Source organism: Providencia sp. wls1922 (assembly GCF_009706505.1).
GTDB lineage: Bacteria > Pseudomonadota > Gammaproteobacteria > Enterobacterales > Enterobacteriaceae > Providencia > Providencia lanzhouensis.
Window position 1 is genome coordinate 31791 of sequence record NZ_WLUG01000107.1, and the last position, 21833, is coordinate 53623.

The following is a 21833-nucleotide window of genomic DNA, read 5'->3' on the forward strand; positions in this document are numbered from 1 at the left end:
TTCCTTATCAATTTAGGATGTGGTCAGTATATCTGGCTTGATAAGTTGACAATGAGTGATATTCTTTCCTTATATTGTTTCCAAATGAGCACCAATATGAACAAGTTAGATTTGAACTGTTTACCTATTTTCATTGCTGTGGTTGAAAGTGGAAATTTTACCGCGGCATCTGAGCGGCTACATGTAACTCGTTCAGCAGTGAGTAAAAGTATTTCACGTTTAGAAAATAGCCTAGGCGTTGCACTGTTTCAGCGAACTACCCGTCAGCAAACATTAACGGATGATGGAATGGTGCTGTATGAATATGCGAGTCATGCGCTGAACTCTCTGCAAGAAGCGTCAAACTTCTTGGAAAGCGGCAAGCGTAATGTCGAAGGGAAGGTCTGCATTACCGCGCCTAGGCTATTGGGAAACTTATATGTTATCCCGCTACTGATTGAGTTAATGAACCTTTACCCTAAATTGGAAATTGAAACGTTATTGAATGACCGGAATGTGGATTTACAGCAAGAAGGGGTTCATGTCGCAGTGCGAGTGGGGCAACTTGCTGATTCAAACCAATTGATTGCACATGAAATTGGTCACCATAAAATGATTTTTTGTGCATCACCCGATTATTTAACGGCAAACGGTACGCCGACGGCACTCAGCGAATTAGAAAAGCATCAGCTTATTGCCTACACACAGGGCGGGCACATTTTGCCTTGGCAAGTGTATGATCGAGCTCAGCAAGAGCACCGCTATTTACCCACCAGTAAATTGATTATGGATGATATGCAAACAATTATGTTGGCGACAATAAAAGGGGCGGGAATTGCGTATTTGCCTCAGTGGCTGGCACAAGAAAAAATACATTCGGGACAGCTTGTTGAGATTTTATCTGACTATCAAAGTGCTCGTTACCCAATTTCTGTCGTGTGGGTTGCTACGTCCTTTCTACCGCTAAAAATAAGAGTGGTTATCGATACGATTCGTGAAAAGTTAGCCTTAAGTTTAAGGTCAGAATAACGAAATTATAAACAGTGAGCCTCTTCACAATGTGAGGGTTTTTATTGAACATGCCTTGCTCTTGGTGAAATTTTAATTCTATATTCGTTATATGTTATGAAATTTAATTTCTTAAATGATCATAACGATTCCGTTATAAAAAACACCATGATGTTATTCGCACATTATAAAACCGATAAAGTGAGGCAAGGCATGAAATTAATCACCCTATTTGCAGCAACAACCTTGTTAGTGACTGCCAGCGTGGCAGCAAAAGAGTACCCCATTCATCATACTGCGCAGATCAATTCCCTTGAAGATGCTCAAAAATCGGCGGTTTGGGAGCAAGCTGAAGTGCTCACTGACTTCACGTATCCGTGGGAAAATGAGACGCCACCAAAAACTGATTTCCGTGCATTATGGAGCGATAATGCGCTCTATTTTCGCTTTATTGCTGACGATAAAGATATCCAGCTAGGCAAAGATACTGATAAAGATCAGGCGGTATTGGATTCAGACCGTGTGGAATTATTTTTTGCAACCAGCCCTGAGTTAAAACCGTATTACACGGCTGAAATGGACCCTTCTGGGCGTACATTTGACGCGAAAGCCAATTTTTACCGAGAAGTGGATCCAAGCTGGAATTGGCAAACACTAAAAACGGTGGGACAAATTACCCCTGAAGGCTATGTGTTAACGGGGAAAATCGATCTGGATGAATTCACCAAGCTGAATCTTTGGCAAGATAATGACAAGAAAACCTTGATGTGCGCCATTCTGCGCGGCGAATTTAGTGCCGGTGAGCCTAAGCAAGTGCGTAAGTGGATCAGCTGGATCAAGCCGGATTCAGTGAAGCCAGACTTCCATATCCCTTCCGCTTTCGGAAGCTGTAAGCTCGTCAAATAACCCTCATCCGGTGGCAGCCTTAAACGCTTTATAAAGTTGCCACCGGTTCTTTCACACTTTTTCATGTTGTTGTTGTGAGACCAGTCACGTAAATCATCACAAGTGAATAACTTGTAATGATTAGGATTGAAATTAAAATTCATAAATAGTATTTTTTAATGAAATATAGTTTCAGTTGAGGTGTGCCATGTCAGTAACCGAAAATACGCTTAGTGATTGTTTGAACAATGAACTTAATCAGGACACATTGCAGTTTTCTCGCTTAGATACCTTATCGATGTTAACGGTGATCAATCAGGCTGATAGCACGGTAGCAACGGCATTACAGTCGGTATTGCCAGAGCTCGCCAATGTGGTGGATGTGATTGCGGATCGTTTAAAACAAGGCGGGCGGATCTTTTATGTGGGCGCTGGCACCAGTGGTCGACTGGCGGTATTAGACAGCGCAGAGTGTCCGCCAACATTTGGTACATCGCCAGAAATGGTGCAATCGATTATTGCGGGCGGTCATTCAGCCATGCTGAAAGCCGTTGAAAATATTGAAGACTCAACGGAAGCATCGGTAGAAGAACTACGGGCACGCGGTGCAACGGAAAAAGATGTGATTATTGGTATTGCGGCAAGTGGACGAACGCCATTTACCTTAGCGGCGATTGAATATGGTAATCAAATCGGGGCATTAACCGTGGGGATAACCACCCGTGGACACGGTTTGCTTAGTGATTTAGCGCAGTATGCCATTGCGCCGGATGTGGGGGCGGAAGTACTTTCTGGCTCTACGCGCATGAAGAGTGGCACTGCACAAAAAATGATTTTAGGTATGCTAAGCACCTGTGTCATGGGACGCTTAGGGCGAATTCATACCAATTTAATGGTCGATGTGATGGCGAGTAATATTAAATTACTGCGTCGTGCTGAACGTATTGTTGGGGAAGTGTGCGGGATTGATGTAGACACTGCGGCAGCATTATTGAAGCAAGTGGATTATCACCCGCGCCGCGCCATTTTGATGCATGAATTGAATATTACTGCACAACAAGCGACAGAGATTGTTCAGTGTAACCCGAACACCAGTTTGGATTCGATGCTAAACAGTCACAGTGAATAGCGTAAAACATAACATAAACAGAGTCATAACTCAGTCGACACCGGGGAAATCCTATGGCTAATAAGATAGAACATCTGGAAGTGCTCGCCAGAGAAATAGAAAAATATGCGGGCGGGTTTGAAAACGTGGGTACCTTAACCCACTGTATGACGCGTATCCGTCTGGTTTTAAAAGATAATAGCAAGTTTGATGCAGATGCGCTTAAGCAAGTGGAGGGCGTGAAGGGGGTTGTCTTTAATGGTGAACAACAACAAGTGATTGTGGGCATGGGGACGGCGGCGAAAGTCTTCTCTGTGATGAATAAAAGAATGCAAAACAGCGGCGTAGCAAGTGATGAAAGTACACCATCAGCGCCAGAGAAAAAATCGTTCTCGATCCGCCGTATGCTGAATACATTAGCCGCAATTTTTGTCCCAACCATTCCTGCGTTAATTGGTTGTGGTCTAATTATGGGGCTGATTAATATTGTGCGTTTAGTGGCGCCAGGTGTGGTGGATCAGTTCCCTGAGCTGTTTAAATTATTAAAGCTGATCGGTAGCGCAGTATTTACCTATTTATCCATTATGATTGGGGTAAATACCGCGAAAGAATTAGGCGCATCCACGTCGATTGGTGCTGTGATGGCGGGGCTTTTAGCGATGCCGGGCTTAGCTGATATCACCTTATTTGGTGAAAAACTCCAACCGAATAGCGGCGGAATTTTCGCGGTGCTGATGGTGGTGGTGTTCTCCTCTAAGTTTGAAGTGTGGTTTAGGGGCATCATTAAAGAGAGTTTAGATCTGATTGTGACGCCATTTGTGACGATTTTAGTCTCTGCAATGGTGGCGTTAGTCGTCTTCCAACCGGCGGGTCATTATCTGAACCAAGTGCTGGCACAAGGGGTTTCTGTGGCGCTACTGAGTAGTGGTGGCGGGGCAGTAGCAACGGGTGGCATCTTAGGTGGCAGCTTCCTATTCTTATTACTGACTGGTCTGCACCAAGGTTTGATCCCAATTCATGCGGAAATTCTACAAACTTTTGGTTTGAACTATTTATTCCCAATCTTAGCCATGGGCGGAATGGGGCAAGTGGGGTCATGTTTCTGGGTGTTCCTGAAAACCAAAAACCAGCGTTTAAAGAAAACCTTAGTGGGCGCGTTACCCGTCGGTATCTTCGGCGTGGGTGAGCCATTACTGTTCGGTGTTTCCTTACCGCTGGGTAAACCGTTTATTGCTGGCTGTATCGGTGGTGCCGCAGGCGGTGCGCTGATGGCGTTCTTCCATGTGGGGATTATCATTCCATTTGGTACCGCAGGCTTGTCCTTAATTCCGCTGGTGGGTGATGGGCAGATTCTGGATTTTCTGATTGCGGTAGCAGGCGCATGGATTGTCGGTTTCATTGCCAGTATGATAATAGGCTTCAACGATCCAGAAAAATAATAAGAAGGTATAGCCATGTCAGCACTGACAGTAAAATTGGAAAGCTTATTGACGAGAGGCAAAGGCACAGAGCAGCGTATTGCGAAGTTTTTGCTGGAATATCGCGATAGCCTTGTGGCAATGAATGCCGCTGAATTGGCTCGTGAGGCTGGCGTGAGCAGCGCATCCGTCATTCGTTTTGCAAGGCAAATGGGCTATCGTGGCTATCCTGAATTCAAAGTCGATTATTTATCTGATGAGAAGCAACACAAAGCGGAAAGTTTGTATGGCAATCTGAGCCGTAACGATGATACGGCTCAGATTATCGCTAAATCTGGGCAGTTATTTATTAGTGCCATTGAAAAATCCTTAGAACTGCTAGAGCCCGCCGCGGTTGATGCCGTCGCACAAAAATTGGTTGAAGCGAAGCGCATTGTGCTATTTGGTATTGGCTCATCAGCGATTGTGGCGAATGATATTTTCCATAAACTGATTCGCGTTAATAAATCGGCGTTATTTAGCCCTGACTTGCATGTGCAGCTGAGCTATTCGGCAAATTTAGGTGAAGGGGATCTCGCCATCGCCGTGACAGCAAGGGGAAATACGCCAGAAGTTAACCGAATGCTGAAGTCGGCGCATGAAAATGGCTGCACGACGATTGCTTTAACGCGCTTTGGGCAAGATGACGCGGCGCGTCTCGCGGATTTAACGCTGCCATATTACTATGATGAACAACACTCTCAGCTGGGGGTGATCACACCTCAAGTGTTGCAGATGGTGATATTCGATACGCTATTTTTCAAATATTTAACCCTTGCCAATGAAGATGCAGACATCGCATTGCAAAAAGGTCGACAAGCCGTTACTCAGGCAGGATAAACCACCATGATTGTCACAGAGTTAGCCATCGGCGCACTGATTGGCTTGATTATAAGCACAACCGGTGTGGGCGGTGGTGTGATTGTTTTACCCATACTGACTTATTTTTTTGGGCTTAACGCCTTAGCCGCAGTGGCAACGGCCAACTTTCTCTCTATGTTGATGAAGGTCTCTTCGTCATACATGCATTTTCGGCTAGGCAATATTCCCTTAAAAGGAGCGATGATTGTCTTGGCGATTATGTTGCCAAGTACGTTTTTATCCAGCTTGTTTGTGACGTGGCTAGGCAGTATCCCTGCTTATGAAAAACAGGTGGAGTGGGGCATTAATCTGTTGGTCTCCGCCGCCATTATTTTTTCATTGTATTTATTTATTCAACGGATGTTTTTTGCTAATCCGCGTAAAAAAGTTGCCGTGAAAGAAAACCAATTGAAAGCGATGGCGATCCCGGCGGTATTGGCGGGAATTGTATTAGGCGCAACTGGGGTTGGCGGCGGAGTGGTCGTTCTACCCATGTTATTGCGTTATATGGATTTAAATATTAAGCAAGCCATTGGCACATCAATTGTGGTGACGACGGTGTTATCAGGCTCTTCGGCGCTGGCTTATGCGCAAGATGGTCACACGGATTTAAAACTGGCATTAATTTTATGTGTAGGGGCACTGTTAGTGATGCCGCTAGCGAAATATTTGCTGGTGAAATTATCTGAGCGAACTTTCCAATATATTACGTTATTGCTGATTTTATGCAGTGCGGTGATGATGACATGGAAAGTGATTATGCCATAAAGGTGAAATGATTTTTTCTTGCTCGTCTACTTTATTTCATTTATCTGAAGTTGATAGTTTAAATATCGTTATATTTAAACTATCAACATTGGTTTCTATTTAATTCCCATCTAAAAAAGAAAATCAATTTTTAATAAATTTATAAATATAATTGATTTCTTGTTCTCTTAATTGAAAAAATATTATCATTAATAAAATATTGGACTATAATAAATTTTTATTAATTGAAAATGAATCTATTTTTGATTTTCATTGTTGAATTTTAAAGTATAGCGCTATCTTTTTTGTATATGTAATAATTGATGTTGTTTTTTTTGCTTTAAACAATTGATATTGAAGTGGATGCTCTTATAAAGATACGGTATGTAATTAATTTTAAATTGCGATTTATATTTTGGAAAACACATTATTTGTTTTTCAATAGTATTGAAAAGCATCAATCCCAAATGATTATATTATGAAATATCAGTTAACACATATGTGTAGCCAATCAACACAGTTTTATGGTGTTGAAACAAACTTAAACCTAGAGCAATTTCAACAAGCGTGTGCTTATATTCAGTTAATTAGAGATAAGCTACCTAGTTTTTCATCTTCGGATGATTATTTAACTGAGTGTGAAACTCTTTTTCTTCTTCAGATGTTTTATGGCTTTATACCATTATATGAAAATAGTGAAGTGGATGCGATTGTTGATGTTCATCATAACTGGGAATGTTATGTCATTGGTGGGAATTTAGCGTCAATAAACCAATATGCGATATGTAATGCAAGCATTATTATGTTGGAATTTCTTCGCTATAAATTACAGACAAAACTCAATACTTATTCTAATGAGAAAATAAAAGTTGATTTAGCTCGGCTAGATTCCTTATTAAGCGGCCATTTTTTAAAAAAAGAATGGGCGCTGAAAGATATTTATGGATATGACCTTACGGGTATTCAATTTTTAAGAAGTGATAAAGTTGAATTAATCTCTAAAGAGCATGAAATAGAACCAAGGACACGGGGATATTTAATCCCCGAGATTTCGTTGTGATTAGCCGAAAGATTTTTAAAACGGGTATTAGGCTATTTTCTTTTCATTATGCTCATCTTGGAGGTTTGCGCTAAGGTTAATCCTTTGGTTTCTGGCGCAAACAGGATGGAAACCACTAAGCCGACTAACGAAACGCCAGCCCCCATGAGCACCACATGGCTAATGCCATATTCGTGAATAAAGACAGGCAGTGCCCATGTTGAAAAAATGGTTCCGATGCGGCTTATAGACATAATCACGCCAACAGCGGAAGCACGAATATCGGTCGGAAAAAGCTCGTTCGGATACAGCCATTGTAATATCCCTGGACCGCCAGAAAAGAAAGCGTAAATACCGAACATAATGATCACTAAGCAGATCCCCAGATTGGAGAATAAGCCAAGGATTGCCAAAGCGCAGGTCATAATTGCAAAGCTGCCAATTAGTAAAGGTCTTCTGCCCATTTTGTTGAGCCAGTACATTGCAGGTAAGCAGCCGAGCATAAAGAATAGGCTAATGACGACATTACCGAGTGCGGCATTTTTCCCTTGATCCCAACCAAGTTCCCCGACAATTTGCGGGCCAAATGTGTAAATGGCAAACATGGGGATCACTTGGCAAGTCCAAATCGCTGCGGTGAATAAGACAAAAGAGAAGTGCCGCTTGGTAAAAATATCAATAAAGCGGGTTTTCTTTTGCTCTTCGGCCTCAAATACCACGGGCTGACCGAATAATTTGGTCATCATCTTTTGGCATTCTTGATGCCGACCTTTGCGGATCAGCCAAAGTGGCGACTCAGGTAAATCAAAACGACCAATCAAAATCACGATGCAGGGAATTACGGCACTCCCAAGCATCCAGCGCCAGCCATCTTCAACATCGTATAAAGCATAGCCCACAAGGTTGGCGCAAGTGGCACCGACGTACCACATCGCGGCAATAAACCCGACAGCAAAAGCACGCTGTTTAGTATTAGAAAATTCGGTGATCATCGACGTGGCTATCGGGTAGTCAGCCCCGATGACTATGCCTATTAAAAAGCGCATTAATAGAAGCTGCAAAGGCGTTGAAACAAACATAGTGGCGACGGAGATTGCCCCAATAGCCACAATATCAATCAGGAACATTTTACGGCGACCGACTTGGTCGCAGATATAACCAAATAAAGAGGTACCGATAAACAGCCCCGCTAACGTGGCCGCACCGAGTAAACCAATCCACTCATTACTTAAATTAAGCACTGGAGTGAGTTGCTCTAAGGCAACGCCAATGAGGACTAATACGTAACCGTCAAGAAAAGGCCCACCGCTGCCCCACAACATAATGCGGCGGTGGACTGAGGAAAACTGGATGTCATCAAAGCTTTTAGGTTGCATAGTCGTTACCTGCATTAGCGCAATAAAATAAAAAAAGCTCTCGAAGCAACATAACTTTATGGGATAACTTCGCTTCGAGAGTAAGCGCTAGCTATATCAGCCGTATCGAAACTCAATACCGAAGGTACCGCGTGGATATTCCCATTTTTCCAGTGCGCTACCGAGACCCAGAATGCGGCATGTCCCACATTCAAGACAGCCGGCATAATCAAAACGCACCGAGCCATCATCTTGTTTTTTATACAAACCTGCTGGGCAGGCTTTGGTTAATGTTTCGAGTACCGCCATATCAGGTTGCTCTTTGATAACGATATGGGGGATCTCTTCATCGACATTAAATTTGTTAATACCGAGTTTGACATCAACATTTACGGGAGCACTCATATCGCTCTCACTCCTTTAATTCCGTCTTTAATTAGATTCATAAAGCCGACTTTTTTCGCATGTTGCAGCATGGTTTTGCGCAGAGGCACAGGGGCTTCATCTGAGATGGTGAACAGTTTTTTGGCAATACCAAGTGCCATCTCCGGGTATGCGGTGAACATGCGCGGGTTATCTAAGAATTCAGGCATTCTTTGGTAGGCTTTCATATCGCGCAATGGACCTTGTTCCAGCAAAGTGAGGTATTCGCTTAGGCCTTGCTTGCTAAAGTCCTCTTTTTTCATTGCGCTGAGTACGGCTTGAGCTGCGGCTTCACCTGAAGCGACGGCTAAGTCCATACCGCGAATTGTAAAGCCTAAGTTCATGCACATACCTGCGGCATCGCCAGCAACAAGAACACCATCTCGAACCAGTTCAGATTGCATTTTTAAACCAGCTTCAGGCACCACATGGGCGGCGTATTCAATCATTTTTCCGCCTTCAATTAATGGTGCGACAGCAGGGTGCTGTTTAAAATCTTCGAGCATTTGTGGAACGGATTTTTTGGCGTCTTTGATGTGGTGTAGACCACAGACCAGCCCTAACGAAATCGTATCTTCGTTGGTGTAAAGGAAACCACCGCCCATCAAACCATCGGTTGGCGAGCCTGCAAATAGCCACGCAACACCTTCGTTACCTTGAAGGTTAAAGCGGTTTTGTAAAACGTCTTTTGGTAGCTCAATCAGCTCTTTGACGCCGACAGCGACATGCTCGGCACTGACGCGTTTTGTCATGCCCAATTGTTCTGCTAGAAGGGAATTTACACCGTCAGCGAGGATCACCACTTTGGCTTCGAGTACATCACCGTCAGCTTCGACACCAACGACTTTGCCATCACGTTCAACCAGCTTATCAACGCGGATCCCAGTGATGCATTGTGCACCTGCATTTTCAGCTTGTTCAGCTAACCATGGATCCAGTTTTCCACGCAGGATGGACCATGAGGTTTCTTCGGGTTTTTGTGGGTCACCATTTTGGTAATCCACCGTCATTGCACCGGTTTCGGTCATAAAAGAGAGCTTTTCGTGGGTGATCATGTGCTCAATAGGCGCTTCTTTGGTAAACCCAGGGATGATCCGCTCTAAACTGTGAGCATACATGCGCCCACCTGTTACGTTCTTGCCGCCCGCATAGTTTCCTCTTTCAATTAGGAGAACTTGAGCACCTTCACGGGCAAGTACCAGTGCAGCAACTGAGCCAGCCAGACCAGCTCCTACTATGATTGCATCAAAAATATCATCGGACATAGTGTCTCCAAACTTAATACAGTAGTGAGGGAGTTCCCCCACTACTTAGGATGTTTATTTGGCCAGTTGCTGAGTCAATGCTGGAAGAATTTTAAAGAGATCCCCAACAATTCCGTAGTCTGCAAATTGGAAGATAGGGGCATTTTTGTCTTTGTTGATGGCAACAATTGTTTGAGCGCCATTGGCGCCAACCATGTGTTGTATCTGCCCTGAAATACCGACTGCCAGATACAGTTCAGGTTTGATCATCAGGTTGGAAATACCCACATAGCGTTCATGCTCCATCCATTTTTCGTTTTCAGCCACAGGGCGCGAACACGCAATTTCAGCACCAATGGAATCCGCTAATGCTTTAGCAATGGCAATATTTTCTTGGCTACCGATGCCTCGACCCACACTGACTACAAGGCGCGCTTTGTCTAACTCAACGGAGTTACCTGCTTTTTGCTGAACCGAGGTACGTACAACAGATTGTTTCGGTTTAATCCATTGTGCAACTTGGGCTGTGCCGCTAAGTGATGCATTACTTGATGCGGAATCAAAAGTCCCAGTCGCCACTGTGGCGATGGAAAATGAGCTGCTTAATGTTTCACTGCCGAACGCCAAACCGCCATAGACCATGTGTTTGATAACTGGCTTGTTATCTTCGATGACGACAGTGGTAGCATCATTCGATACAGCGGCTTGCAGTCTTGCGCCTAAACGTGCCGCCAATAGTTTTCCACGGCGTGTATTTGGCAATAACAGCAGTCCGGTATCACCATGTTGCTTGATCACATCGACGACGGTATCTGCATAATCTTCGATAATGCGGTCATCAGGTTTGCCGGATAATTGAATAACTTGGTTCGCACCGAGTTGAAAAGCTTGAGTGGTTTGCGCGTCATCCAATGCGAGAACGTTGACATGTTCACCAAGAGTCTGCGCGCCGCCGATCAGTTCAGGTAAGCGAGAAGTCATGTCACTCAGTACCCAAACGGTTGATAATTTGCTCATAACTCCCCCTATTATTTAATGATTTTTCTTAAATGTTCAGCGAACTGTGCAACTTGATCATCGCCATCGCCTTCAATAATGATGCGCTGACGAACTTTTTGTTTTGGTGCAGCAATCGATTGAGCCGATAACGCCGCCACATCACCAAGACCGATATCAGCAGCCGTCCATGCTTGAACAGGTTTTTTCGCCGCACCTAAAATGGCTTTCATCGATGGAATAACAGGGACGTTAATGTCTGAAGTCACAGCAATAACCGCAGGCAGTGGAATGGATAACGTTTCGATTTCGTCTTCGAGTTCACGTTCAACAACAATGGTATCTGGTGCAATAGAGAGGATTTTTTTGACCCCGTTAATGGCAGGAACTTGCAGCTCCTCTCCCATTAAAATACTGACTTGCTGGGCGTTGAGGTCAGCAGAGCCATCACCGCACAGAATCAAATCAAAGCCCACTTTTTTGGCGGCAGCACTAAGGGCAATCGCGCTTTGATGCGGCAGGGCATATTCGAATTGGTCTTCAACCACCACGACTAATTCATCGGGACCACGGGATAAAACGTCTTTACGACCTTTCATGTTGGTCAGTGCTTTGCCACCAATACTTAACGCAATAACTTTGCTTTCTGGTTGCTGCGCTTTTATTTGATTCGCAGCTTCAATGGCATTTAAATCATATTGACTAATTTTAGTGTCAGCGCGAGAAAAATCTAAAGAGCCATCTGAGCTATTAACAACAATATCTTGTTCATCAGGAACAGATTTGTAGCATGTAATAATATTCATTACATCTCCTAGAATAAAATAAATGGAACAGTTGTGGTTTAATATTTATATGAGTATCACGAACTGGATATTTAAAAATAAAATCTACATCACCAATATTGAATGCCTTAAATTAAAGCGGGTTTAAATATTCATACTGTTACATTACTCACCAATACTGTAAAAATCATCAAGTTAGCAATCTAATGTTCAATATTGCTAGCTTAATCACCAATACTGAATGAGTTTAATAACATTAACCTAACATTATATTTCATCACTTTGTTTTCATTGGTTTATTTTTCTGTTTTTAACGTAAAAATTAATAACAAATTTTTATCACGAATAATATTGTGACCTTAATAACAGAATTGTTATTGGTGAGCCGACATGATTCAAATAGTAAATAAATTAATTAATCTTTAATTGGCTATTGATAATAAGTAATTGGGCATATTTAAGAGGCGTTTATTTAGAAGTCATTAAATGAATGTTAAATATTTATTGTTTTAAAACTTATGTATTAAATAATAAATTGGAATAGACCTATGAGCAAAGAAAATAAAAAGGTCGGAATAGAACCGAAAGTTTTTTTCCCACCATTAATTATTGTCGGGTTACTGTGCTGGTTAACAGTACGTGACCTCGATGCATCAAACGAAGTGATTAACCAAGTCTTTAGCTATGTCACCAATGTCTGGGGATGGGCATTTGAATGGTATATGGTCATTATGTTTGGTGGTTGGTTTTGGTTAATTTTCGGACCTTATGCGAAGAAACGTTTAGGGGATGAAAAGCCAGAATTTAGCCGAGCTGGCTGGATTTTTATGATGTTCGCATCTTGTACTTCAGCCGCGGTGCTGTTTTGGGGATCGATTGAAATTTATTACTATATTTCATCGCCGCCGTTTGATTTTGCACCTTATTCTAATGAAGCTAAAAGTATCGGATTAGCTTACAGCTTGTTCCATTGGGGACCGCTGCCGTGGGCAACTTACAGCTTCCTCTCTGTTGCTTTCGCTTACTTTTTCTTTGTTCGTAAAATGGATGTGATCCGCCCAAGTAGTGCGCTGGCTCCGCTGGTGGGTGAGAAGCGTGCCAATGGCTGGTTTGGTACCATTATCGACAACTTCTATTTGGTTGCATTGATTTTAGCGATGGGAACCAGCTTGGGTCTGGCAACACCGCTGGTGACTGAATGTATTCAATATCTGTTTGGTATTCCACATACCTTGCAGCTTGATGCGATCATTATCTTCTGCTGGATCATCCTCAATGCGGTGTGTGTAGCATTTGGTCTGCAAAAAGGGGTGAAAGCCGCCAGTGATGTACGCAGCTATTTAAGTTTCTTAATGCTTGGATGGGTGCTTATTGTCAGTGGTGCGAGCTTTATCGCCAACTATTTTACAGACTCTGTCGGCGTATTATTAATGTATATGCCACGCATGCTGTTCTATACCGATGCAGTTGGCAAAGGTGGATTCCCTCAAGGTTGGACCGTGTTTTACTGGGCTTGGTGGGTTATCTACGCGATTCAAATGTGTATTTTCCTCGCACGTATTTCCAAAGGACGTACTGTTCGTGAACTGTGTTTAGGTATGGTTGCGGGCTTAACCGCAGGTACTACCTTAATTTGGACCATTCTCGGCAGTAACACGCTCCAACTGATTGATAAAAATGTCATTAACATTCCTAAGTTGATTGAAGAGTTCGGTGTTGCACGAGCCATCATTGAAACTTGGGCCGCTTTACCTTTGAGCACTGTAACAATTTGGGGCTTCTTCATCCTCTGCTTTATCGCCACTGTCACACTGATTAACGCCTGTTCATACACTCTCGCTATGTCGACTTGTCGCGCAGTGAAAGATGGAGAGGAGCCACCGTTATTAGTGCGTATTGGTTGGTCTGTACTTGTCGGCGTGATTGGTATTGTCTTACTGGCATTAGGCGGATTGAAACCCATTCAAACGGCGATTATTGCCGGAGGATGCCCACTTTTTTTCGTGAACATCATGGTAACGCTCTCCTTTATTAAAGATGCAAGAGTGCATTGGAAAAACGATTAATTTTACTCAGAAATAATATTTCAGAAACAACATTGAAGAGGTTATTGATATGGATTTTAGATTGAATGATGAGCAGGAACTGTTTGTCGCAGGGATCCGTGAACTGATGGCAAGTGAGAACTGGGAAAGCTATTTCGCTGAATGTGACCGTGAAAGCAAATACCCAGAGCGTTTTGTAAAAGCCTTAGCGGATATGGAAATTGATAACCTACTGATCCCTGAAGAGCACGGTGGCTTAAATGCAGGTTTTATTACGGTTGCTGCGGTATGGATGGAATTAGGTCGCTTGGGTGCTCCTACTTATGTTCTGTACCAATTACCGGGTGGTTTTAATACGGTTCTGCGTGAAGGTACTCAAGAGCAAATCGACAAAATCATGGCGTTCCGTGGTACGGGTAAACAGATGTGGAACTCCGCTATTACTGAACCGGGTGCAGGTTCTGACGTTGGTAGTTTACAAACGACATACACTCGCCGTAATGGAAAAGTGTACTTAAACGGTAGCAAATGCTTTATCACCAGTAGTGCGTACACACCATACATCGTGGTGATGAGCCGTGATGCGGATTCACCGGATAAACCTGTTTTCACTGAGTGGTTCTTAGATATGAGCAAGCCGGGTATCAAGGTGAACAAACTTGAAAAACTGGGTCTGCGCATGGATAGCTGCTGCGAAATTACGTTTGACAACGTTGAGCTTGATGAAAAAGACATGTTTGGTCGTGAAGGCAACGGCTTTAACCGTGTGAAAGAAGAGTTTGATCATGAGCGCTTCTTAGTGGCATTGACCAACTACGGTACAGCAATGTGTGCGTTTGAAGATGCGGCGCGCTATGCCAACCAACGAGTTCAATTTGGTGAAGCCATCGGTCGTTATCAATTAATTCAAGAAAAATTTGCACATATGGCGATCAAGCTCAATTCGATGCGCAACATGTTATATGAAACTGCATGGAAGAGTGACAACGGTTTAATCACCTCTGGTGATGCGGCAATGTGTAAATACTTCTGTGCAAACGCAGCATTTGCAGTTGTGGATTCAGCAATGCAAGTCCTCGGTGGTGTGGGTATTGCAGGTGAACACCGTATCGCACGTTTCTGGCGTGACCTGCGCGTGGATCGTGTATCGGGCGGTTCAGATGAAATGCAAATACTGACATTAGGTCGTAGCGTACTGAAACAGTACCGCTAATCGAGGTTTGTCGTTGATTGATCTCCTGAGATTCTCGGGAGATCACTTTAGTTTCACAGGAGATGAGAAAATGGCAGAGCATTTACCAATGCCCGAGTTTGGCCCGCTATCTGGGGTTAGGGTGGTATTTTCAGGGATTGAAATTGCAGGCCCATTTGCCGGACAAATGTTCGCAGAGTGGGGCGCAGAGGTTATTTGGATCGAAAACGTCGCATGGGCTGACACTATTCGCGTTCAACCTAACTACCCGCAACTATCTCGCCGCAATCTACGGGCGCTATCACTGAACATCTTTAAAGATGAAGGCCGAGAAGCGTTCCTTAAACTGATGGAAACGACGGATATTTTTATCGAAGCCAGTAAAGGTCCAGCCTTTGCGCGCAGAGGGATCACCGATGAATTGTTGTGGGAGCATAACCCGAAATTAGTGATCGCCCACTTATCAGGCTTTGGACAATACGGCGACCCGCAATACACCAACCTTGCGGCGTATAACACCATTGCGCAAGCATTCAGCGGTTATTTAATTCAAAACGGTGATAAAGACCAGCCAATGCCGGCATTCCCGTATACCGCAGACTATTTTTCTGGCATGACCGCCACCACCTCCGCTTTAGCGGCGCTGTATAAAGTTCAAAAAACAGGTAAAGGCGAAAGTATTGATATTGCCATGTACGAAGTGATGCTGCGTATGGGGCAATATTTCATGATGGACTACTTTAACGGCGGCGAAATTTGCCCACGAATGACAAAAGGGAAAGACCCATATTATGCCGGTTGCGGTCTCTATAGCTGTAAAGACGGTTATATCGTAATGGAGATTGTGGGTATTACTCAGATCCAAGAAATCTTCAAAGATATTGGTCTTGCTCACTTATTGGGTACACCGGAAATTCCTGAAGGTACGCAGCTCATTCACCGTGTTGAGTGTCCGTATGGTCCACTTGTTGAAGAAAAATTAGATGAGTGGCTAGGGGCGCGTGACATTGATGTGGTTTTAGCGCGTTTGGCGGAGCTGAATATTGCCAGTGCCAAGGTGCTTACCATTCCAGAATTAGAAACCAATCCACAATATATTGCCCGCGAATCTATCACCAGTTGGCAAACCATGGAAGGCCGTACCTGTCGTGGTCCAAACGTGATGCCAAAATTCAAAAACAATCCGGGGCAAATCTGGCGCGGCATGCCATCTCACGGCATGGACACGTCGGATATTCTGCAAAACATTGGTTATAACGAAAATGAGATTAGGGGGCTGGTCGAGAAAGGGCTGGCTAAAATTGTTGAGTAATTCAATGACTATTCAGTTCAATCATTCCTGTTGGGCTGAATAGACATTAGGGAAATGATGGGATAACAATTAATGGATGTAATCGGTAAACAAAATTTGCGTCAAATGTGGGATGATTTTGCGAAAACTCACGTCAATAAAAAGGCGCTTATCTTTGAATCCTGTGATGGCGATGTGCGTGAATTCAGCTATTTAGAAATGAATCAGCAGATTAACCGGACTGCCAACCTCTTTTTAAGCTATGGCATCCAAAAAGGGGATAAAGTTGCGTTACATTTAGATAATTGCCCAGAGTTTTTCTTTTGCTGGTTTGGTCTTGCCAAAATTGGGGCGATCATGGTGCCGGTCAATGCGCGATTTAAGTACGAAGAGAGCGCATGGATCATCCAAAACTGCCAACCTCGGCTGGTTGTCACTCGTCCCCATTTTGCCGATATTTACCAAACTCTTGTTGATGACAAAGCAACAGCGCTCGAACATATCTTCTTAATTTCAGACACCCAATTACCAACGCAGCAAGGTATAACTGACTTTACCGTTGAACTAGCTCAACAATCGATTGTGCTGGCGGAGCAGGTTGAACTCAGTGTGGATGATACTGCCGAAATTCTATTTACCTCAGGGACGACCTCTAAACCAAAAGGGGTCATTATCACCCACTATAATCTGCGCTTTGCTGGTTATTACTCCTCTTGGCAATGTGCATTACGTTCTGATGATGTCTATTTGACGGTGATGCCCGCTTTTCATATCGATTGCCAATGCACAGCGGCTATGGCGGCATTCTCCGCTGGGGCAACCTTTGTTCTCCTTGAGAAATACAGTGCTCGGCGTTTTTGGCAACAGATTGTGAAGCATCGCGCGACAGTGGCGGAGCTGATCCCAATGATGATCCGCACCTTAATGAGTCAACCAGTTGCCGACAATGAGCAAGCGCACTGTTTACGGGAAGTGATGTTCTATCTCAATTTAAGTGATAAAGAAAAACAACAGTTTATGGATCGCTTTGCGGTGACGCGGTTTCTTACATCGTACGGCATGACTGAAACTATTGTTGGGCTGATTGGTGATAGACCTGGGGATGAACGGCGCTGGCCGTCCATTGGACGCCCTGGATTTGGTTATCAAGCTCAAATTCGAGATAAACATAATCAACCGTTAAAAACCGGCGAAATTGGCGAGCTATGTGTAAAAGGCGAGCGGGGTAAAACCTTATTTAAAGCCTATTACAACAATCCAGAAGCCACAGAGAAAACTTTTGATAGTGAAGGGTGGATGCACACAGGCGATTTTGCTTATCAAGATGAAGATGGATTTTTCTACTTTGTTGACCGTAGTAGCAATATGGTCAAACGTGGCGGGGAAAACGTCTCTTGTAGCGAAATTGAGAACATCATCGCGTCCCATCCGGCAGTTGCGGATGTTGCGGTTATCGGTGTGATGGATGCCATTCGTGATGAGGCTATCAAAGCGTTTATCGTGCTGGAAGAGGGGGCTACGCTAACTCAAGAAGAGTTTTTCGCTTTCTGTGAAACGAAAATGGCGAAGTTCAAAGTACCCTCATTGGTGGAAGTCCGTCAAGGTTTACCTCGTAACTGCTCTGGTAAGGTGCTGAAAAAACATCTGAAATAATCGAATAACAACCTAAAGGTTTAAACTATGAGCGAATCATTAAAAGTTACCCGTCATGGTGCCGTGCTAGAAATTGTACTCGATAGACCTAAAGCCAACGCCATTGATGCAAAAACCAGTTTTAAAATGGGAGAAGTTTTCCTTAATTTCCGTGATGACCCAACACTGAGAGTGGCCATTATTACGGGGGCTGGAGAACGTTTTTTCTCTGCGGGATGGGATTTAAAATCTGCGGCGGAAGGGGAAGCCCCTGATGCTGATTTTGGTCCAGGTGGTTTTGCGGGATTAACTGAGATTTTCAACTTAAATAAACCCGTAATCGCGGCAGTAAACGGTTATGCGTTTGGCGGTGGTTTTGAGCTAGCGCTGGCGGCAGATATGATTATCTGCTCTGAAAATGCCAGTTTCGCGCTACCTGAAGCGCAATTAGGTATTGTGCCTGATAGCGGCGGCGTTCTGCGCTTACCAAAAATTCTGCCTGCGCCTATCGTCAATGAGATGGTAATGACAGGGCGCCGAATGGATGCTCAAGAGGCTCTGCGCTGGGGGATTGCGAATGAAGTCGTGCCTATCGAGAATTTAATGGATAAAGCTCGGGAGCTGGCTGAAAAAATCACACAAAGCGCTCCGTTAGCCGTTGCCGCACTGAAAGAAATTTTCCGTGCAACCGGAGAATTAACGGTGGAAGAGGGCTATAAATTGATGCGCAGTGGTGTGTTAGAAAACTACCCTGCCGTATTGCACTCCGAAGATGCTACGGAAGGTCCTTTAGCATTCTCAGAGAAGCGTGAGCCAAACTGGAAAGGACGCTAATCCTACCAGTGATTGGATGACGGTGAGGTGATTATGAGTTTTTATAGCTTTGAAGGGGTGACACCCGTGGCGCATCCAACGGCCTACGTTCATCCTTCCGCCGTGGTGATTGGTGATGTCATTATTGGTGCCGATGTGTTTGTGGGTCCAAATGCCTCATTACGGGGGGATTATGGGCGCCTAACCATCGAAAAAGGGGCGAATATTCAAGACGGTTGCATCATGCATGGTTACAGTGATGTTGAGACTATTGTGCGGGAATCTGGACATATTGGTCATGGCTCAATTTTACATGGTTGTATTATTGGGCGTGATGCACTGGTCGGCATGAATAGCGTAGTGATGGATGGCGCTGTCATCGGTGACGAGAGCATTATTGGTGCGATGAGTTTCGTTAAGGCGGGTTTCCAAGGTGAGCCAAGACAAATGTTGATCGGCGCACCTGCGCGTTTTTTTCGCCATGTGAGCGATGAAGAGCTTCATTGGAAACAGCTAAATACCAAAGAGTATCAAGATTTAGCGGGACGTTATCGTCAAAGTTTAGAAAAAGCCATTCCGTTAACTGAGATAGAGCCGAATCGCCCTCGGTTGCAGGGAACCACGGATGTCAAACCGAAAGGTCAATGATACCAATGTGCAAAAATCGTCAATAATACTTTGTCAGTAACCTCAACGCAGGCTTTAAGCCTGCGTTTTTTCGTTATGGCGTCGATGAAAATAATATTAACGACGCTGGGCTTTAGATAGCATCCACTGCCATTTCTGCTCACGATTAAGTTCTGTTGGTGGGACGAGATTCGTTTTCACTGGTGACTCAATCGTCATTTTCTCGGAAGTGTAATTTTTTAGGCGAGAATAAAGCTGGCTATCAATTTTAGTCACTTTAATCAATCGTTGGCATTGGCAGCCTCGCCCCGATAATTTATTGGGGATCATTTTGACTTCACACTGTATTTCTGCCACATCCGAAAGAATATAAGAGACAATATTCACCGCATTGGTATGCGGAATTTCAAAGTTATTCGAGATTTCTCTGGCGGTGATCCAGCGACCCTGTTTCATTACCCAGTTTGCAATGGATAAATACATCGGGCTTTTCACTGATTCTTTACACATAAGCGCTCCTTCAGCTCATTGCTTAAAAGTGATTAAGGCAATAAGAAACTATACGCCAATCTTGTTGTTATGATGTCTTGTATATTTATTAGACTATAAATAGCCATGATTAATGATTAAAAGTTGGTTAAAAACGTTGAGAGAAGATTAACTCTGGGTTGTTTTTTTGTTGTTTACCAAAGAGTTACAAAACAACTTTTATCATATAGTTATTTATACGCTATAAAATCAACGCAAATGTGGAGCTAAATCAAATAAGATCTGAATTTATGAAATTTAGATTAAGTTAAGGTGATTGCTGAGTAGATTGGGGTTGAATCAGTTTGGAAAGGCTAAAAAGCAAAAACCCGCCACTAGGGCGGGTTCTTTAAATAGTGGTGCCCGGACTCGGAATCGAACTTATGATTTGAACATCGTTAAGATTTATATTTAATATTTTGGAGCAAAGGTTTTTGAGATAATAAAAATAGATGAGTTTTCTAATCTATAGAATCTATTGCTTTTTTTGCTATACTTTTGAGATATCGTTATACACCAGTTGAGATAACTAAACATTATGGCTCAATTTAATCACTTTGAACTCTCGCTTCTGAACCCCAGCTTTGATTCCCCTTTGGTCGATGCGCTGACAGAGCTGGAGATCCTCCGACATTTGCAGCTGGAAACCGATGTTCATCCCATCCTTTTTGCACAGTTAAAGGCTATATTCCACATGTTGGAGAGTCTTGGCTCTGCAAGAATTGAGGGAAATCACACTACACTTGCCGATTATGTTGAAAGTAAGGTCGAAGGAACGCAGAGTTCGACGGATCAGCTCAAAGAAATCAATAACATTGAAGCTGCGATGGAGTTTATCGACGAATATCTGAGTAATGGCGATGATATAACGGAATATTTTATCCGCGAGTTACATAGTTTAGTGGTCGCCGAGCTGCAACAGGAAGGCGATAGAACGCCCGGTGCATATCGGCAACATAACGTCAGCATTGCTCAGTCTGACCATTTACCTCCGGATCATATCCACGTTCCTGATTATATGGCAGAGCTGACCGACTTTATTAACCGTGAAGATAAGCCAAAGTACGATCTAATGAAGATTGCTCTGGTTCATCATCGCTTCGGCTGGATACATCCCTTTGGCAACGGTAATGGCAGAACCGTTAGGTTGCTGACCTACGCGTTGCTTATCAAATATGGTTTTAATGTTCAGACTGGTGGTCGGGTACTTAATCCGACAGCGGTATTTTGTAATGATCGTGAACGGTATTACGCCATGCTTTCGTTAGCCGATAAGGGAACAGAGCAGGGACTGGAAGAGTGGTGCTTATATGTGCTTTCGGGGATCTCCTCTGAGCTGAAGAAAGTCGACCAACTGACAAACCACGCTTTTCTGAGCAAAAAGATTTTGTATCCGGCTATCGACTTTTCGTTGGAGAGGGGGCTGATAAACTTGCTGGAATCGAAAGTTCTGAAACGCTCTGTTGAATTGGGGACGATAAAAGCAGGGGATCTACGTGCCGTTTTACCTGATCTGAAACCGACGCAGATGACTTATCAGCTTGGTAAGTTGATTGAGCGAGGGTTGCTCAGGCCAGTAGAAGAGGGGGCTCGTATCTATACGGCGAAGTTTTCTAACTCGTATTTGATTCGTGGGGTGATTAAGGTTCTGCGGGAAGAAGGGTTTATTCCTAACCTATAATCTTAATGAGCAAATCGAACTGCCATTACCCTGATTTGCAATTTGATATAGGGTAACGTCAGTTTGAACTAGGTTGACAAACTGAAACACGGTAACGCTTTACTGTGCCTTATTGAATAAGCTTTAGGCATAAAAAA

General features: G+C 43.6%; 20 protein-coding genes. 14 read left to right on the forward strand and 6 right to left on the reverse strand.

The window, feature by feature from the left end:
• The first annotated feature begins 96 nt into the window (after nt 1-96).
• From GKR71_RS15090 to GKR71_RS20420, 7 genes are all read left to right on the forward strand, one after another.
• Complete coding sequence (locus tag GKR71_RS15090; RefSeq protein ID WP_108479459.1) at nt 97-1008, forward strand: LysR family transcriptional regulator; 912 nt, start codon at nt 97-99, stop codon at nt 1006-1008.
• 192 nt (nt 1009-1200) lie between these two features.
• Entirely contained in the window at nt 1201-1893 is a 693-nt protein-coding gene (locus GKR71_RS15095; RefSeq protein WP_230085100.1) for a carbohydrate-binding family 9-like protein, read from the forward strand.
• Between the two features lie 187 nt (nt 1894-2080).
• Nucleotides 2081-3001 (forward strand): N-acetylmuramic acid 6-phosphate etherase, encoded by a 921-nt coding sequence (gene murQ / locus GKR71_RS15100; protein ID WP_036954092.1) that lies wholly within the window; start codon nt 2081-2083, stop codon nt 2999-3001.
• Between the two features lie 53 nt (nt 3002-3054).
• On the forward strand, nt 3055-4419 hold the full coding sequence (locus tag GKR71_RS15105; RefSeq protein ID WP_154600402.1) for a PTS transporter subunit EIIC: 1365 nt from the start codon (nt 3055-3057) through the stop codon (nt 4417-4419).
• Between the two features lie 15 nt (nt 4420-4434).
• On the forward strand, nt 4435-5277 hold the full coding sequence (locus GKR71_RS15110; protein ID WP_036954098.1) for a MurR/RpiR family transcriptional regulator: 843 nt from the start codon (nt 4435-4437) through the stop codon (nt 5275-5277).
• Nucleotides 5278-5283: 6 nt separating this feature from the next.
• Complete coding sequence (locus GKR71_RS15115) at nt 5284-6066, forward strand: sulfite exporter TauE/SafE family protein (RefSeq protein WP_154634514.1); 783 nt, start codon at nt 5284-5286, stop codon at nt 6064-6066.
• Between the two features lie 457 nt (nt 6067-6523).
• Nucleotides 6524-7105, forward strand: a complete 582-nt coding sequence (locus GKR71_RS20420; protein WP_051422722.1) for a hypothetical protein — start codon at nt 6524-6526, stop codon at nt 7103-7105.
• A 32-nt stretch (nt 7106-7137) separates the two neighbouring features.
• Here the strand turns inward: GKR71_RS20420 and GKR71_RS15125 are convergent, their stop codons facing one another.
• The 5 genes from GKR71_RS15125 to fixA all read right to left on the reverse strand — a co-directional run bounded on the left by GKR71_RS15125 (nt 7138) and on the right by fixA (nt 11908).
• The gene (locus GKR71_RS15125; protein WP_108479456.1) at nt 7138-8460 is read right to left on the reverse strand and encodes an MFS transporter; all 1323 of its coding nucleotides are present in this window, start codon (nt 8458-8460) and stop codon (nt 7138-7140) included.
• Between the two features lie 96 nt (nt 8461-8556).
• On the reverse strand, nt 8557-8844 hold the full coding sequence (gene fixX, locus GKR71_RS15130) for a ferredoxin-like protein FixX (protein ID WP_036954107.1): 288 nt from the start codon (nt 8842-8844) through the stop codon (nt 8557-8559).
• On the reverse strand, nt 8841-10127 hold the full coding sequence (gene fixC / locus GKR71_RS15135) for an FAD-dependent oxidoreductase FixC (RefSeq protein WP_154634515.1): 1287 nt from the start codon (nt 10125-10127) through the stop codon (nt 8841-8843). The genes fixX and fixC overlap by 4 nt, the downstream gene beginning before the upstream one ends.
• Nucleotides 10128-10181: 54 nt before the next feature.
• A complete protein-coding gene (locus GKR71_RS15140) occupies nt 10182-11123 on the reverse strand; it encodes an FAD-binding protein (RefSeq protein ID WP_108479455.1) in 942 nt (313 codons plus the stop codon).
• Between the two features lie 11 nt (nt 11124-11134).
• Nucleotides 11135-11908: a putative electron transfer flavoprotein FixA gene (gene fixA / locus GKR71_RS15145; protein WP_036954115.1), complete on the reverse strand. Its 774-nt coding sequence runs from the start codon at nt 11906-11908 to the stop codon at nt 11135-11137.
• 527 nt (nt 11909-12435) lie between these two features.
• On the opposite strand from fixA, the gene caiT reads away from it, so the two are divergent.
• The 6 genes from caiT to caiE all read left to right on the forward strand — a co-directional run bounded on the left by caiT (nt 12436) and on the right by caiE (nt 19508).
• A complete protein-coding gene (gene caiT / locus GKR71_RS15150; RefSeq protein WP_154634516.1) occupies nt 12436-13953 on the forward strand; it encodes an L-carnitine/gamma-butyrobetaine antiporter in 1518 nt (505 codons plus the stop codon).
• Nucleotides 13954-14002: 49 nt separating this feature from the next.
• Nucleotides 14003-15145: a crotonobetainyl-CoA dehydrogenase gene (gene caiA / locus GKR71_RS15155; RefSeq protein WP_036954121.1), complete on the forward strand. Its 1143-nt coding sequence runs from the start codon at nt 14003-14005 to the stop codon at nt 15143-15145.
• Nucleotides 15146-15215: 70 nt separating this feature from the next.
• On the forward strand, nt 15216-16436 hold the full coding sequence (caiB, locus tag GKR71_RS15160; protein WP_036954124.1) for an L-carnitine CoA-transferase: 1221 nt from the start codon (nt 15216-15218) through the stop codon (nt 16434-16436).
• 72 nt (nt 16437-16508) lie between these two features.
• Nucleotides 16509-18068: a crotonobetaine/carnitine-CoA ligase gene (gene caiC / locus GKR71_RS15165; protein ID WP_154634517.1), complete on the forward strand. Its 1560-nt coding sequence runs from the start codon at nt 16509-16511 to the stop codon at nt 18066-18068.
• A gap of 27 nt (nt 18069-18095) precedes the next feature.
• Complete coding sequence (gene caiD / locus GKR71_RS15170; protein ID WP_108479451.1) at nt 18096-18881, forward strand: crotonobetainyl-CoA hydratase; 786 nt, start codon at nt 18096-18098, stop codon at nt 18879-18881.
• Between the two features lie 33 nt (nt 18882-18914).
• On the forward strand, nt 18915-19508 hold the full coding sequence (caiE, locus tag GKR71_RS15175) for a carnitine operon protein CaiE (protein WP_154634518.1): 594 nt from the start codon (nt 18915-18917) through the stop codon (nt 19506-19508).
• 96 nt (nt 19509-19604) lie between these two features.
• Here the strand turns inward: caiE and caiF are convergent, their stop codons facing one another.
• Nucleotides 19605-19997: a carnitine metabolism transcriptional regulator CaiF gene (gene caiF / locus GKR71_RS15180; RefSeq protein ID WP_036954132.1), complete on the reverse strand. Its 393-nt coding sequence runs from the start codon at nt 19995-19997 to the stop codon at nt 19605-19607.
• Nucleotides 19998-20553: 556 nt separating this feature from the next.
• Between caiF and GKR71_RS15185 the strand changes: the two genes are divergently transcribed.
• The gene (locus tag GKR71_RS15185; RefSeq protein ID WP_036954134.1) at nt 20554-21696 is read left to right on the forward strand and encodes a Fic family protein; all 1143 of its coding nucleotides are present in this window, start codon (nt 20554-20556) and stop codon (nt 21694-21696) included.
• Nucleotides 21697-21833: the final 137 nt, after the last annotated feature.